Below are 13,701 nucleotides of genomic sequence, written 5' to 3' on the forward strand. Positions count from 1 at the left end.
TCAGGAGTTGTTATGACCAAATCTGTTATCACCGAAGCGCTGCGGCCGATCGAACTGCATCAGGTCGATCGCCTGGCACTGAGCCAGAAGCTGGAAGCGGCGTTAGCCCGCGTCACGCGCAAGCTCGACAACAATATTGTCGCCTTCGGCGATAAGTTCCCCGGCGAGGCCTGTGAGAAGGGGGTCTGGCCGCGCACCGATAACGTGGAATGGACCACCAGCTTTTGGCCTGGCCAGCTGTGGCTGGCGTGGGAGATGACCGGCAAAGCGCATTATCGCGAAGCCGCCGAACGCTATTTACCGTCGTTCGCCCGGCGTATTGAGCAGCGCATCGATACCGCAACGCACGATCTCGGGTTCCTCTATTCGCTCTCCTGCATCAGCGCCTGGCGCCTCACCGGCAACGAAGCCGCTCGCCAGTCGGCGCTGCTGGCAGCCGAGCGCCTGATGGAGCGTTTTAACCCGACGGCCAACATTATTCAGGCGTGGGGTGATTTAAACGACCCGGAGCAGCAGGGGAGAATGATCATCGACTGCAACATGAACCTGCCGCTGCTGTACTGGGCCAGCGAACAGACCGGGGATCCGCGCTATGCGCAGGCGGCGACGGCTCATGCCGGACAGGCCGCGAACTATATCGTGCGTGAAGATGCCTCGACTTATCACACTTACTATATGGATGTGCAGACGGGTGAGCCGCGCTTTGGCAACACCCATCAGGGCTACAGCGATACCTCGTGCTGGTCGCGCGGCCAGGCATGGGGCATTTACGGCTTCCTGCTCAGCTATCAGCACACCGGCGATAAGCAGATGGTGGAGCTGTCCCGCAGCCTGGCGCATTACTTCCTCAACCGTCTGCCGGAAGATGATGTTTGCCACTGGGATCTGGCGCTGCTCGGTACCGACGCCGTGCGCGACAGTTCAGCGGCGGCGATTGCCGCCTGTGGCCTGCTGGAGCTGGTCAAGGCGCTGCCGACGCTCGACGCAAACCGTGCGTATTATGAAGAGATGGCGCTGCGTATTGCGCTGTCGCTGACCGATAACTACCTTGCTCACGACGACGATCCGACCGAAGGGCTGCTGCAGCACTCGGTTTATCATATGGGCAGCGGTAAGGGCGTCGATCAATGCTGTAGCTGGGGAGACTATTTCTATCTTGAACTGCTGGCGCGGCTGCGACAGATTTGGCACCCGTACTGGTAACCCTTAAGCAATGGAGAGCAAAATGAAAAGCGTAGCCGTGCTATTAGCCCCTGGTTTTGAAGAGGGGGAAGCGATTGTCACTATCGATATCCTGCGCCGCCTGAATATTTCGGTGCAGACGATTGCCTGCGGCGAGAGTCGCGAAGTGGTGAGCTATCACGCCATCCCTATGGTGGCGGACAGTACTCTGCAGGCCAGCCTCGACCGGACCTTTGACGCCGTGGTGTTACCGGGCGGCCCGCAAGGCAGCATTAACCTGGCGAAAAGCGCGGAGGTCATTGCCTTCGTCCGCCGCCACGATGAAGCGGGCAAATATATCTGCCCAATTTGTTCCGCCGCCGCCCGCGTACTGGGCGGCAATGGACTGCTGAAGGGGCGTCGCTATGTCTGTTCCGGCGATCTGTGGAAAACAGTCAGCGATGGCATCTACGTCGATGCCGACGTGGTGGAAGACGGCAATCTGCTGAGCGGCCGTGGGCTGGGTAAAGTGTTTGATTTCGCCTTTACCCTGGCGGCGCGATTGCAGGGCGATGACGCGTTGGCGCGCGAGCAGGCCAGCCATATTGATTATGCGTGGCAGGATAGCGAGCCCGTTTACGGGCTGGCAAAGCGCGATTTGTAAGTTTCGCCCGGCGGCGCTACGCTTGCACGGGCCTACAATGAATAGTGCAATATATTGATATTGTTACGGATTATAGGCCGGGTAAGCGCAGCGCCACCCGGCAAGAAAGCGTGTGCAGACGGTTTACAGCCCAATCACCAGCTCCCCGGAATGGCTCCGCGAGCAGCACAGCGCCACCTGCTGGTCCGTTGCGCTTTTTTCCGCCTCCGACTGCACGCTATCCCGGTGATCCACCACGCCGTCAATCACCGGCGTCAGGCAGGCTCCGCAGATCCCCATCTCACAGGAAAGCGGGACTGCCACGCCATTTTCCTGCAGCACCTGGGCGATGGTTTTATCCGCAGGCACCGGCCAGCGCTCCCCGGTGGAGGCCAGCTTGACCGTGAAGATCTCCCCGGTTTCACCGCCTGCGGCGGGCGCAACGGGCTGAAACGCCTCGCTGTGAAGATGGGCGTCATCCCATCCCTTTGCCGTGGCGACCTCACGCACTTTTTCCATAAAACCTGCCGGACCACAGACCCAGGCGTGAAGGCCCGATTCGGCCGCCGGGAGATGTTCCGCCAGCGCGGTGCGCGGGCTGGCGGTATGAATGATGCACTCATCGCAAAGCGAGAGTTCGCGCGTAAACGCCGCGCTTTCCCGGTTCCTGACGTAGTAGTGCAGCGTGAACGGCGTTCCGGTCGCCTTCAGCTGCAGGGCCATCGCATACAGCGGCGTAATGCCAATTCCCGCCGCCAGGAGCAAAACCCGCTCTGCCTGCTGAAGCGGAAACAGGTTGCGCGGGGCCGATATCATCAGCTTCTGCCCGGGACGCAGCGTCTCGTGAACGTAGCGCGACCCGCCGCGCGAGGCGGTTTCCCGCCCCACGCAGATCAGGTAGCTCTCGCCGCCACACGCTCCGGTCAGGGAATACTGGCGAACCACGCCGCAGGGCAGGTGAACATCAATGTGCGCACCGGGCTGCCACGGTGGCAGCGCTTCGCCGTCTTCCGCCACCAGCCTGACGGCGAGGCTTTTGTCGCCCTCGCGCCACAACCCGTCAACAATCACGCTCAGCATATTGGCCTCCGTCATACCAGGAAAAACTCGCCAAAGCCCATCTTTTTCAGTCCCCGACGGTAGGCAATCGAGCTTTTATCTGCGGGGATATGCGCTTCCAGGGTCAGGTCCAGCGGCAGGCTTTCCGGGCGCTGGGTTTCCACCATCAGACGGTCCTCTTCAAAAATCCGCAGATTGAAGGCATGCACATCCTCCACCGGAATATGCAGGTCAAAATTGCGGGCGATAGGGGCGAACATGCGGGTCACGCGCGATGACACCGGCGATGCGGCGTTCATAATGACCAGTCTCGACTCACCCGGAAAATGAATCGTCAGAGTGGCGGTGAACGGCAGGTGCATTTCAAAATGGCGCAACCACTGGAACCCTTCCGGAGCCTGCACGGGGGAACTGGCGGGATAGTTGCTCACGGAGCTCCAGTAATCTGCCACGAAGCCAAACGGCGTCTCCTGAGGCTGATAGTGGGGCACCAGCGGGTTATTCGGGTCCGCAAAAGTATCAGTGTGGATCCAGGCAAAGTGCGCCACGTCCAGAAAACCCTCTACCTGACGTCCGGCAAAGCCGTTGACCTCAAACGCCGGGCAGTTAATCTGCTGAAATCCGTCGTCATCCCAGTGCGGCATGGTGGGCAGCGGCGCGGGGTTTTCCGGATCAAACGCCAGGCAGGTCCAGATGAGCCCGAACCGCTCCTCCACGGCGTAGTTAATCAGGTTCAGCTTCACCGGAACGGGCTGGTCGGGGCTGGAGGGAATACGGTTGCAGCGCCCGTCCTCCCCAAAGCGTAAGCCATGATAGGGGCAGATAATCCCGTGCTCGTCGTGAAAGCCGAGCGTCAGCGGCACGCCGCGGTGCGGGCAAACGTCACGGGCGACCACGACCTGGTCGTTAATGCGGTAAATCACCAGCTGTTCATCCAGTAGCGTCGCTTTGACCGGCGCCGGACCGACGTCGCAGGCACGCGCGACCGGATGCCAGCATTTCGCCAGACGCAGCCAGTCCTCTGGCTCAAACGTACAGTGGGCGGGTGGAGTCGGTTCTCTTTTCATCATTATCCCTCTTACATTCAGCCTAACGGGCCGCCCTGAATGGTCTCGCACAGACCGTTGATGATGCGCTCTCCGGTCTCCTCGCGAAGCTCCTGATACCAGGCTTGCGTCAACGCCATGTCTTTGCCGTGGGTGACGTCGCAGCGCTTACGCGCCTTCAGCACCAGGTCACGCACCCGGTCGCAGCGCAGCGCCTCGTACTGCCGAAGCGCCAGCGTGATGTTGTGGTTTTCACGCAGGCATTCCCCCAGCACCACGGCGTCTTCCATCGCTGCGCAGCCGCCCTGGCCGATATCCGGTGTGGTGCTGTGTCCGGCATCGCCCAGCAGCGCGACGTTGCCGCGTACCAGGCTGTCGAACGGCTCAATGTCGTGGATTTCAATGCGGTTGGTGGTTTCAGGATCCAGCGCCGCGATAAGCGTCTGCACCGGCGGCGCCCATCCGCGGAAGTAGCCCGTGAGGTCGGCGCGCAGGGTAGTGCGATCCTCCGCCAGACCCGCAGGGAGCGGCACGTCAAAGAAGAAGTAGAAGCGTCCACCGGAGACGGGCATCAGCGACACCCGTTTGCCTTCGCCAACGAAGGTGGTCCACTGGTGCGCCGGGGCGATCTCTTCGTCAATCTTCACCAGACCGTTCCAGTTCACGTAGCCGGCGTAGCGGCGCTCGGGGGTATACCCCAGCACGTACGGGCGAACCGCCGAGTGGCTGCCGTCGGCGGCAATCAGGAAATCCCCGGCAGCTGTGCTGCCATCGGTGAAGGTGACGCTCACGCCAGCCTCGTCTTCATGAACGCGTTCGACGCGCTTGCCGAACTGCACCTTGTCGTGCCCCCAGAAGTCCAGCATTTCGCGCTGAAGCTCAGCGCGCGAGACGGGGCAGGGACGCCCGCCGGTACGCTCAACCAGCGGGGCAAGGCTAAAGCGGGTCAGGGTATCGCCGCGCCGGTAATCCTTATAGGCCATAAAACGCATCGGCCCGCCCCAGGTCTCGATGATGTCGCCCATGCCGAGGTGTTGCATGCATTTCACGCCGTTCGGCCAGATGGAGATGGCCGCCCCGACGGGCCTGATCTCCTTTACGGCTTCAAACACGGTACAGTCGATGCCCGCTTTCTTGAGCGCGACGGCGGCGCTCAGGCCGCCAATACCCGCACCAATAACGATTGCTCTCATGCTTCTCTCCTTTTGCAGGGTGTAAAGACATTCAGCAATTTGCGTACCAGGCTGCAGAGTGGTGAAAACGGCGTTGTGAGGGAGATGTTTGCACTGCTAAGGTGCGCAAACGCGGTGAGCGTGCCTTTTTATGAATCAAAAATTTCCTGGTTAGCCATCCGGAATCGACTGTTTCACGTTTGTCTCAAGAGTGGCGTGGTTTGTGCACTAACCTGAAGGAGGATAATCAAGGAGAACCTATGATCGCACTGCACGACTTCAATCAGCTGCCTGAGAAAGACGCTTTTACGCTGCTTCAGCCCTGCGTGGCGATACCCGGCTGGGCCGACGCGCTGGTGAGTGGGCGGCCTTATTCGAGCCGGGACGCGTTGTTCATTGCGGCGCAGGCTCTGACGCAACGCTGGGATGAAGCGGCCTTAACGCAAGCCCTGAGCGCCCATCCGCGCATCGGGGAAAAGCCCGCAGGTTCAGCGACGGAGGCGGCACTGTCGCGCCAGGAGCAGGGTGCGGTGAACGATCGCGATACCGCCCTTGCCCAGGCGCTGCGTGAAGGTAATGCCCGCTATGAAGCCCGCTTTGGGCGCGTCTTTCTGATCCGCGCGAAGGGACGCAGCGGCGAGGAGATATTACAGGCCCTGCACGCGCGGCTGGAGAACAGCGACGCGCAGGAAATCCGTGCCGCGCTGGAACAGCTGCGGGAAATTACGCTGCTGCGACTGGAAGGAGTCATTCACGAATGAGCACACTCAGCACCCATATCCTCGATATTTCGACGGGCAAACCCGCAGAGGGCGTGACGGTTCATCTGCAACAGGACGGGAAGACGCTGGCCACGGGCGTGACCAACGTCCAGGGACGCATCGCCGCGTTCGTTCCCTCTCTGCCCGCGGGCCGCTATCGGCTGGTGGCGGAGATAGGGACGTGGTTTAGCGATACCGGCCGGGAGACGATCTATCCCTGCGCGCACATTGAGTTTGTGACGGGAGAAACGGCAGACGAGCATTTCCATCTGCCGTTTGTGATTGCCCCCGGCGGATGGTCAACCTACCGGGGCAGTTGACCACACCCGCTCGCCGTTGACCCAGGTCTCACTGATGTTGCGCTCGTCGCCGAGGGTCATCAGCACGAAAAGCTGCTCGTAGATATCCTGGCAGCGGCGATTGCGCAGGCGCTGCAGCGGCGTCAAGTCGGGGTCGATAACCACGAAATCCGCCTCTTTGCCTGCCGCGAAGTTGCCAATCTTATCGTCCAGCCGGAGGGCGTGCGCGCCGCCCAGCGTGGCGTGATAAAACGCCTCGCTGGCGCGCAGGCGGTAGCTCTGAAGCTGGCCCACCTTGTAGGCCTCCCCCAGCGTGCGCAGCATGCTGAAGGTGGTGCCCGCCCCGACGTCGGTGCCGATGCCCATCCGCACCCTGTGCTGCCAGCAGGCGGGCAGGCGAAACAGCCCACTGCCGAGAAACAGGTTAGAGGTGGGGCAAAACGCCACCGCCGAGCCGGTGTCATGCAGACACTGCCACTCGCTGTGGTGCAGATGGATCGCGTGGGCAAACACGCTGCGCTCGCCGGTCAGGCCGTAGTGGTGATACACGTCCAGATAGCGCTCATGCTCCGGCCAGAGATCGCTCACCCAGGCCACTTCGTTGGGGTTCTCGCTCAGGTGGGTCTGCAGCCAGGTGTCCGGGAACTCCTCTCTGAGCAGGCTGACCGCCGCAAGCAGCTCGGGTGATGACGTCGGCGCAAAGCGCGGCGTAATCGCATAGCCCAGCCGTCCACGGTGATGCCAGCGCTGGATCAGCGCCCGGGTCTGCCGGTAGCTCTGCTTCGCGTCTTCGCTCAGGTAGTCCGGCGCGTGCCTGTCCATCATCACCTTTCCGGCGATAAGGCGCATGTTCAGGCGCAGGGCCTCGGTAAACAGTGCCTCGACCGATTCCGGATGCAGCGTGCAAAACACCAGCGCGGTGGTGGTGCCGTTGCTCACCAACTGGTTAATGAAAAATTCGGCGATCTCTTTTGCGTAGGCCTCATCGGCGAACTGGCTCTCCACCGGGAAGGTGTAGGTGGTCAGCCACTCCAGCAGCTGTTCGCCAAAGGCGCCAATCATCTCCGTTTGCGGATAATGGATGTGGGTGTCCACAAAACCGGGTAGCAGCAGCCTGCCGCGCAGGTCGGTATAGCCTTTGTGCGGGTCAAGATACTGCTCGCCCTCCTGCCACGGCATCTGTGCCAGAATTTTTCCGTGCTGGATAAACAGCAGGCCGTCCTCAAGGTAGCGCGCGTGCTGGGCAATGGCGTCTGCGCTGTCGCAGACCCGGGCAATATCAAAAAAAGCACCGCGTATCGCAGTCTGGTATTCCATCATGGTTCCTGCCTTCGTGTGTGCGTAGCGGGGGGTTAGAAGGCTCAGCAAGAACGGTGCCAGAATGAACGGGCCGCAGAGATGCTGCGGCCGGAGGGAGGGAAAGGTTACTCTTTTTGCGTCGCCACGCGGGAGCCAAACGACGTTGCACCTGCCGTCTCGCGCTCTTCCCGCGCCAGCCAGCGGTAGGTGACGCCGCCGAGGAAGACGCCAATAAACCAGCTGAAGTTTGCCACCTCATGCAGGGCCGGGATAAAGCTAATGACCAGGCCCACGGCAACGGACGGGATCAGCGCACCAATGGCTTTCGGGTTAAAGCCGTTGCGGTACCAGTATTTGCCCTTTGGCGTGTCGTCGAACAGATCGTCAACCGATACCTTGCCGCGTTTAATCAGGTAGAAATCGGCGATCAGAATGCCGAACAGCGGGCCGATAAACGCCCCGAGCACGTCCAGGGTGTAGTGGATAAGCTCCGGCGAGTTGAACAGGTTCCACGGGGTGAGCAGGATCGAGCCGACGGCGGCAATCATTCCTCCGGTGCGGAAGCTGATTTTCTGCGGCGAGCAGTTAGAGAAATCAAACGCCGGTGAGACGAAGTTCGCCACGATGTTGATCCCGATGGTGGCGGTGATCATCGTCAGCAGGCCAATCGCCACGGCCAGATCGTTGCCCACGCGGCTGACGGTCTCAATCGGGTCGGTGATCATGCGGCCAAACAGCGACTGGGTGCCGGAGACAATCACTACGGTGACGATGGAGAACAGCAGGAAGTTAAACGGCAGCCCCCAGCGGTTGCCGCGGCGGATCTCACCCATGCTTTTGCCGTAGCGGGAGAAATCGCCAAAGTTAAGCAGCGGACCGGAGAAGTAGGAGACCACCAGCGCCGTGGCGGTGATCATCTGCCAGGTCTGCTCGCCCGCACTCAGGGATTTGCTGGCGAGGGTAAAGGAGATGCCGTCAAAACCGGTCTTGTATACAATCCAGCCGGCGAGGGCCAGCATCACCATGTAAACCGCCGGACCGGCGATATCAATAAAGCGCTTGATGGCGCTCATGCCGTGCCAGAAGACCATCGCCTGCAGGACCCACATAATGGCAAAGCAGATCCAGCCCAGGTGCGACAGGCCCAGGAATGCGCCGGTAGTGAGTGAAGAGAGCGATGGCCAGAACTTCAGCGCCACCAGCATCAGCGCGTTGGCGGCGAGATAGGTCTGAATCCCGTACCACGCGAAGGCAATCAGCCCGCGGATCACCGCCGGGATATTGGCCCCGAACACGCCAAACGCCTGACGGCTGATCACCGCGTAGGGCACGCCCGCCATCTGGCTCGGTTTGGCCACCAGGTTGGCGCACAACTGCACGATGCAAATCCCCACCAGCAGGCAGAGCAGCACCTGCCAGCTTGCCAGCCCGAGCGTAAAGAAGCTCGCGGCGACAACATAACCCCCCATGCTGTGAACGTCCGACATCCAGAACGAAAAGATGTTGTACCAGCTCCAGTTCTGGTCACGCGTCGGTGCCAGATCCTCATTGCAAAGACGTGGGCTGTAAACCGCACCGGAATCAGCGGCCGTACCTTGCTGTGCGTTTTGACTGTTTGGCATGAAACCTGCTCCTGTGAATGAAAACCCGTTGAGTGGGAGTGCAAACGGTGTTGCAGGATCCAGGCCAAAATAATAAATCTTGTATGCAATATTTTATTTTTATGTATACGATTCGATAACGGAAAGTAAAATTCGGAGTGGTGAATGAACAACATAAACGCCCTGCAGACCGCGCCAGACCTGCATGATAAAGACGAATCCATCTTCCAGGCGCTGATGACCGCGATTGTCGAACACCAGCTGCTGCCGGGGAGCAAATTGCCGGAAGAGGCGCTGGCCGATGTCTTTGGCGTGAGCCGAACGGGCATCCGCAAGGTGCTTCAACGACTCGCCGCTGTGCAAATGGTCACCCTGACGCCCAAGCGTGGTGCACACGTCGCCAGCCCGACGGTGGAAGAGGCGCGGCACATCTTCCTCACCCGCGCCCTGCTGGAGGTCGCTAACCTGCCGGACGTGCTGGCGCACTGCCAGCCGCCGCACCTTGCCGCGCTGGAGGCCATTATTCGTCAGGAGCAGCAGGCGCACGAGGCCTATGACGGCCCGGCGGCGATCCGCCACTCCGCCAATTTCCACATTCAGCTGCAGGCCATCTCCGGCAACCAGGTGCTCACTGAGATGGTGACCAGCCTGAGCCAGCGTTCTTCGCTGGTGATTGCCACCTGGGGCGCGCCGTGGCGTCAGGGCTGCCGTTGCAACGATCACGAGCAGCTGGTGGATCTGCTGCGCCAGAAGGCGCTCCAGCCGCTCAGCGATGCATTAATGCACCATTTTGAACATATCGTCGCCAGCCTCTGCTTCGAGCGGGCGGGCGAGTGCCTGCCTGATTTTGCCCGGCTGTTTGCCGGCCACAAGGAGTCGTAATGTCTGTCTGTATACAAGTGATCAACCCCAACACCAGCCTCGCCATGACGGAAACCATCGGCGCGGCGGCCCGCGCGGTGGCGGCGCCGGGGACGGAGATCCTCGCGGTCTGCCCGAGCGCGGGCGTGCCGTCCATAGAAGGCCACTTTGATGAAGCCATCGCCGCCGTCGGTGTCCTGGAACAGATCAAAAAAGGCAGGGAGCAGGGCGTGGACGGTCACGTCATCGCCTGCTTTGGCGATCCGGGCCTGCTGGCGGCGCGCGAGCTGGCGCAGGGGCCGGTAGTCGGCATTGCGGAAGCCGCCATGCATATGGCGACGCTGGTGGCGACGCGCTTTTCGGTGGTTACTACGCTGCCGCGCACGCTGATCATTGCCCGTCATCTGCTGCACCAGTATGGCTTTCAGGACCATTGTGCGGCGCTGCACGCCATCGACCTTCCGGTGCTGGCGCTGGAAGACGGCAGCGGTCTGGCGCAGGAGAAAGTGCGCGCGCGCTGTATACAGGCGCTGAAAGAGGATGGCTGTGGCGCCATCGTGCTGGGCTGCGGCGGCATGGCGACGCTGGCGCAGGAGCTGACCCGCGAACTGCGCGTGCCGGTGATCGACGGCGTCAGCGCGGCGGTGAAGATGGTGGAATCGCTGGTGGCGCTGGGGCTGTCGACCAGCAAGCACGGCGATCTGGCGTTCCCGGAGAACAAAGCGTTAAGCGGGCATTTTCAGGCATTGAATCCATTTTAATTTTTTGGGGGGTGGCAATGGGGCTTTTTGAACAGGATTATCCGCGGGATCTGCGCGGCTACGCGGGCAACCCGCCGCACGCGCGGTGGCCGAATCAGGCGCGCATCGCCGTGCAGTTTGTGCTCAATTACGAAGAAGGGGCAGAAAACCACGTTCTGCACGGCGATGCCGGATCCGAGCAGTTCCTGTCGGACATCATCGGCGCGACCAGCTACCCGGACAAACACATGTCGATGGACTCTCTCTACGAATACGGCAGTCGCGCCGGGTTCTGGCGGATCCACAGTGAATTTCAGAAACGCGGCCTGCCGTTGACGGTCTTCGGCGTGGCGATGGCGCTGGCGCGTCACCCGGAGATAGTCGAGGCAATCAAAGCCGCGGATTACGACGTGGTCAGCCACGGCTGGCGCTGGATCCACTACCAGAATATGGACTTCAGCCAGGAGCGCGAACACCTGCACAAGGCGGTGCATGTTCTGACCGACCTGTTTGGCAAGCCGCCAACGGGCTGGTACACCGGGCGCGACAGCCCCAATACGCGCCAGCTGGTGGTAGAGCACGGCGGTTTTGACTACGACAGCGACTACTACGGCGACGATTTGCCCTTCTGGACGGAAGTGGCCTGCAGCGACGGCTCCCGTAAACCGCACCTGATTGTGCCGTATACGCTGGATGCGAACGACATGCGCTTTGCGACCGCGCAGGGGTTTAACACCGCCGAGCAGTTTTATACGTATCTGAAGGACAGTTTTGACGTGTTGTACGAAGAGGGGGAAAGCGCGCCGAAGATGATGTCCATCGGCATGCACTGCCGCCTGCTGGGGCGACCGGGGCGTTTTCGCGCGCTGCAGCGGTTCCTGGATTATGTGCAGCAGCACGAGCGGGTGTGGGTCTGTACCCGCCAGCAGATTGCCGACCACTGGCGGGACGTGCATCCGTTTCAGAAGTAAGTGTGAGATGTTTTGCCGGGTGGCGGCTGCGCCTTACCCGGCCTACAGGGCCCACAGGGCATACGGGACATCGTAGGCCCGGTAAGCGCAGCGCCACCGGGCAGGTTTTTCAGCGTTACACCATCAAACTCACCTGCGCCGCCACGATGCGCCATCCGTAAGCAAACCGCACCCACGTCTGCTGCTGGCGGCCAATGCGTTCTGTGCTCTCCCGGGTAAACTCGGTGCTGCACACGGCATAATCCTCCCCGAAAGTGGTGATGACGGTGTGGCGCAGCGTCCGCAGCAGCCCGGCGGCTGGGCGCGCCGCGCGAAAGGCGCGGATTTCATCAATTCCGTACAGGTTTTCCCCCGCCCCCAGCCGCACCGTGTTTTTGTCGTGCCAGAACAGCTCGTCCAGCACCGCAACGTTGTTGCTCACCAGCGCGTCCTCATAGCGGTAAAACGCGGCCGTCACCTCGGCAACCACCCACGGGAGGTTAATGTCATCGTGATTCATCATGCTGCTATCTCCGCCGGACGGGCATCGGTGATGCCGCTCTCCTCCAGAACCCGCGCGACGCGCAGGCAGGCCTGCTCGTTAAACGGCGCGGCAATCAGCTGCAGGCCGATGGGCGCGCCCTGCGCGGTGCGCAGCGGAACGGTGGTCACGGGCAGGCCCAAAAACGAAATTGGCTGGGTCAGCATCCCCATGCTGGCGCGAATGGGCAGCGGCTGACCGTTAATTTCCATGGTTTGCTCGCCTGCCAGCGTGGCGCTGCGCGGGGTGGCCGGGGCGATCAGCACGTCGGCCTGCGCGAATAAGGTTTTAAACGCCTGCCGGGCGTGAGCGCGAAACCGCTGGGCCTGAATGTACCAGGCGGAGGGGATCATCGCCCCGGCCAGCAGGCGTTCGCGGGAGTGCGGTTCAAAACGCGCCGGCTCCTGGCGAAGCGCGGGCAGGTACTGGTTTCCCCCTTCGGCGGCGCTGATGATAAACGCCGCCGAACGTGCCAGCTCGGCGTCCGGGAACTGTAGCTCATCCTGCACGTCGAGCGCCTTCGCCACCCGCGCCACGGCGTCTCTGGCGTCCGCGTCGCACCAGGTGGTGAAGTAGCCGCCGAGCACCGCGCAGCGCAGGCCGTCAAGCCCGCGATCGAGCAGGGGGCGCGTCTGCTCCCGCGAGCTCTCTGCCTGAAAACCGTCGCTGGTGTCCCGTCCCTGCAGGGCGTCATATACGGACGCCAGGTCACACACGCGGCGGGCGAAGGGGCCGATATGATCCAGACTCGGGACAAACGGATGGCTTCCGGCGCGCGACAGGCGGCCAAAGGTGGGCTTCAGGCCGTAGATGCCGCACAGGGAGGCCGGAACGCGAATCGACCCGTTGGTGTCGGTGCCGAGTGAAAAGTGTACCAGCCCGGCAGCCACCGCGGCCGCTGACCCGCCGGACGACCCGCCCGCAATACGCGACAGGTCGTGCGGGTTACGCGTCGTGCCGTAGTGGCTGTTCTCGGTGGTAAAGCCGTAGGCGTAGGCGTCCATATTGACCATCCCGGTCAGCAGCCCGCCCGCGCTGCGCAGCTGGCGTACCGCAAAGCCGTCAGCCGCGGCGGCAGGGCGCTGGCTGAACAGCTCGGCCCCGGCGAGGGTGGGGTGACCGGCAACGTCGAACAGGTTTTTCACCGCATAAGGCACACCCGCCAGCGGCGGCAGGGGACGCTTTTCCCGTCGCAGAGTATCAATATTATCGGCTTCGGCGAGCATGCGTGCTTCCGTCACGGTGGTCCAGGCGTTGATCAGCGGATTTACGCGCGCAATCGCCTCCAGCGTCTGTCGGGCGATCTCGTGGGCGCTCAGCTCCCCCGCGCTCAGCGCCTGCTGGATCGCGCTGATACTCATCTCGTGTAGCGTCATGCTTTATACACTCCTGCAATCTCCAGACGGTCGTCGAGCGGCAGCGCCATCAGCGGGGCGGCCATGCTGGCAATGCGGCTGAACTGCAGCTGCAGCTCGGCGCGGCGGGCGTCATCCAGCTCAACGCCGAGTACGGTTTCCATTTGCGCCAGGTACGCCTGCCAGTCGGGTTGGTGTGTCGTCATTGTTTTC

The 13,701-nt window shown here is 61.8% G+C and carries 14 protein-coding genes and 1 pseudogene; 7 read left to right on the forward strand and 8 right to left on the reverse strand.

Annotated elements, in window-relative coordinates; all coding sequences use genetic code 11:
• Positions 1-12: 12 nt before the first annotated feature.
• The gene (locus F3J31_RS08670) at positions 13-1,203 is read left to right on the forward strand and encodes a glycoside hydrolase family 88 protein (RefSeq protein WP_045908342.1); all 1,191 of its coding nucleotides are present in this window, start codon (positions 13-15) and stop codon (positions 1,201-1,203) included.
• A 22-nt stretch (positions 1,204-1,225) separates the two neighbouring features.
• Positions 1,226-1,825, forward strand: coding sequence for a DJ-1/PfpI family protein (locus F3J31_RS08675; RefSeq protein ID WP_167212539.1), 600 nt, complete (start codon positions 1,226-1,228; stop codon positions 1,823-1,825).
• A 123-nt stretch (positions 1,826-1,948) separates the two neighbouring features.
• On the opposite strand, the gene F3J31_RS08680 is transcribed toward F3J31_RS08675, so the two are convergent.
• Genes F3J31_RS08680 through hpxO form a run of 3 tightly spaced genes read right to left on the reverse strand, consistent with a single transcriptional unit; the run spans position 1,949 to position 5,102 of the window.
• Positions 1,949-2,884 carry a PDR/VanB family oxidoreductase gene (locus tag F3J31_RS08680; protein WP_167212542.1) on the reverse strand — a complete coding sequence of 312 codons (936 nt, stop codon included), beginning with the start codon at positions 2,882-2,884 and terminating at the stop codon, positions 1,949-1,951.
• A gap of 11 nt (positions 2,885-2,895) precedes the next feature.
• Positions 2,896-3,933 carry a molybdenum cofactor-independent xanthine hydroxylase subunit HpxD gene (gene hpxD / locus F3J31_RS08685; protein WP_167212544.1) on the reverse strand — a complete coding sequence of 346 codons (1,038 nt, stop codon included), beginning with the start codon at positions 3,931-3,933 and terminating at the stop codon, positions 2,896-2,898.
• Between the two features lie 14 nt (positions 3,934-3,947).
• On the reverse strand, positions 3,948-5,102 hold the full coding sequence (gene hpxO, locus F3J31_RS08690) for an FAD-dependent urate hydroxylase HpxO (protein WP_167212547.1): 1,155 nt from the start codon (positions 5,100-5,102) through the stop codon (positions 3,948-3,950).
• A gap of 239 nt (positions 5,103-5,341) precedes the next feature.
• On the opposite strand from hpxO, the gene uraD reads away from it, so the two are divergent.
• Both uraD and uraH read left to right on the forward strand, forming a co-directional pair.
• Complete coding sequence (gene uraD / locus F3J31_RS08695) at positions 5,342-5,842, forward strand: 2-oxo-4-hydroxy-4-carboxy-5-ureidoimidazoline decarboxylase (protein WP_167212550.1); 501 nt, start codon at positions 5,342-5,344, stop codon at positions 5,840-5,842.
• Positions 5,839-6,162, forward strand: a complete 324-nt coding sequence (gene uraH, locus F3J31_RS08700) for a hydroxyisourate hydrolase (RefSeq protein ID WP_167212553.1) — start codon at positions 5,839-5,841, stop codon at positions 6,160-6,162. Before uraD ends, uraH begins: the two co-directional genes overlap by 4 nt.
• Here the strand turns inward: uraH and guaD are convergent.
• On the reverse strand, positions 6,142-7,461 hold the full coding sequence (guaD, locus tag F3J31_RS08705) for a guanine deaminase (RefSeq protein WP_167212556.1): 1,320 nt from the start codon (positions 7,459-7,461) through the stop codon (positions 6,142-6,144). The genes uraH and guaD overlap by 21 nt on opposite strands.
• A gap of 104 nt (positions 7,462-7,565) precedes the next feature.
• A complete protein-coding gene (locus F3J31_RS08710; protein ID WP_167212560.1) occupies positions 7,566-9,062 on the reverse strand; it encodes an NCS1 family nucleobase:cation symporter-1 in 1,497 nt (498 codons plus the stop codon).
• Between the two features lie 144 nt (positions 9,063-9,206).
• On the opposite strand from F3J31_RS08710, the gene F3J31_RS08715 reads away from it, so the two are divergent.
• From F3J31_RS08715 to puuE, 3 genes and pseudogenes are all read left to right on the forward strand, one after another.
• Positions 9,207-9,923: a GntR family transcriptional regulator gene (locus tag F3J31_RS08715; RefSeq protein WP_167212563.1), complete on the forward strand. Its 717-nt coding sequence runs from the start codon at positions 9,207-9,209 to the stop codon at positions 9,921-9,923.
• Positions 9,923-10,691 (forward strand): annotated as a pseudogene (locus tag F3J31_RS08720) (aspartate/glutamate racemase family protein); the annotation flags it as partial. The gene F3J31_RS08715 and the pseudogene F3J31_RS08720, both read left to right, overlap by 1 nt.
• Positions 10,681-11,613, forward strand: coding sequence for an allantoinase PuuE (gene puuE / locus F3J31_RS08725; protein WP_167212566.1), 933 nt, complete (start codon positions 10,681-10,683; stop codon positions 11,611-11,613). The pseudogene F3J31_RS08720 and the gene puuE, both read left to right, overlap by 11 nt.
• Positions 11,614-11,728: 115 nt before the next feature.
• Here the strand turns inward: puuE and hpxZ are convergent, their stop codons facing one another.
• From hpxZ to hpxX, 3 genes are read right to left on the reverse strand one after another with little or no spacing between them, the layout of a single operon-like run.
• Entirely contained in the window at positions 11,729-12,115 is a 387-nt protein-coding gene (gene hpxZ, locus F3J31_RS08730; protein ID WP_167212569.1) for an oxalurate catabolism protein HpxZ, read from the reverse strand.
• Complete coding sequence (locus F3J31_RS08735) at positions 12,112-13,509, reverse strand: AtzE family amidohydrolase (RefSeq protein ID WP_167212572.1); 1,398 nt, start codon at positions 13,507-13,509, stop codon at positions 12,112-12,114. The genes hpxZ and F3J31_RS08735 overlap by 4 nt, the downstream gene beginning before the upstream one ends.
• Positions 13,506-13,694 (reverse strand): oxalurate catabolism protein HpxX, encoded by a 189-nt coding sequence (gene hpxX, locus F3J31_RS08740; protein WP_024909607.1) that lies wholly within the window; start codon positions 13,692-13,694, stop codon positions 13,506-13,508. Before hpxX ends, F3J31_RS08735 begins: the two co-directional genes overlap by 4 nt.
• Positions 13,695-13,701 lie beyond the last annotated feature (7 nt).

This window comes from Enterobacter sp. Acro-832 (assembly GCF_011752745.1).
Classification (GTDB): domain Bacteria; phylum Pseudomonadota; class Gammaproteobacteria; order Enterobacterales; family Enterobacteriaceae; genus Enterobacter; species Enterobacter quasiroggenkampii.

Excerpts from the sequence above, each read along its gene's own strand:
- F3J31_RS08670 (WP_045908342.1), top strand. The coding sequence starts at position 13 with ATGACCAAATCTGTTATCACCGAAGCGCTGCGGCCGATCGAACTGCAT.
- F3J31_RS08675 (WP_167212539.1), top strand. The coding sequence starts at position 1,226 with ATGAAAAGCGTAGCCGTGCTATTAGCCCCTGGTTTTGAAGAGGGGGAA.
- F3J31_RS08680 (WP_167212542.1), bottom strand. The coding sequence starts at position 2,884 with ATGCTGAGCGTGATTGTTGACGGGTTGTGGCGCGAGGGCGACAAAAGC.
- hpxD (WP_167212544.1), bottom strand. The coding sequence starts at position 3,933 with ATGATGAAAAGAGAACCGACTCCACCCGCCCACTGTACGTTTGAGCCA.
- hpxO (WP_167212547.1), bottom strand. The coding sequence starts at position 5,102 with ATGAGAGCAATCGTTATTGGTGCGGGTATTGGCGGCCTGAGCGCCGCC.
- uraD (WP_167212550.1), top strand. The coding sequence starts at position 5,342 with ATGATCGCACTGCACGACTTCAATCAGCTGCCTGAGAAAGACGCTTTT.
- uraH (WP_167212553.1), top strand. The coding sequence starts at position 5,839 with ATGAGCACACTCAGCACCCATATCCTCGATATTTCGACGGGCAAACCC.
- guaD (WP_167212556.1), bottom strand. The coding sequence starts at position 7,461 with ATGATGGAATACCAGACTGCGATACGCGGTGCTTTTTTTGATATTGCC.
- F3J31_RS08710 (WP_167212560.1), bottom strand. The coding sequence starts at position 9,062 with ATGCCAAACAGTCAAAACGCACAGCAAGGTACGGCCGCTGATTCCGGT.
- F3J31_RS08715 (WP_167212563.1), top strand. The coding sequence starts at position 9,207 with ATGAACAACATAAACGCCCTGCAGACCGCGCCAGACCTGCATGATAAA.
- puuE (WP_167212566.1), top strand. The coding sequence starts at position 10,681 with ATGGGGCTTTTTGAACAGGATTATCCGCGGGATCTGCGCGGCTACGCG.
- hpxZ (WP_167212569.1), bottom strand. The coding sequence starts at position 12,115 with ATGATGAATCACGATGACATTAACCTCCCGTGGGTGGTTGCCGAGGTG.
- F3J31_RS08735 (WP_167212572.1), bottom strand. The coding sequence starts at position 13,509 with ATGACGCTACACGAGATGAGTATCAGCGCGATCCAGCAGGCGCTGAGC.
- hpxX (WP_024909607.1), bottom strand. The coding sequence starts at position 13,694 with ATGACGACACACCAACCCGACTGGCAGGCGTACCTGGCGCAAATGGAA.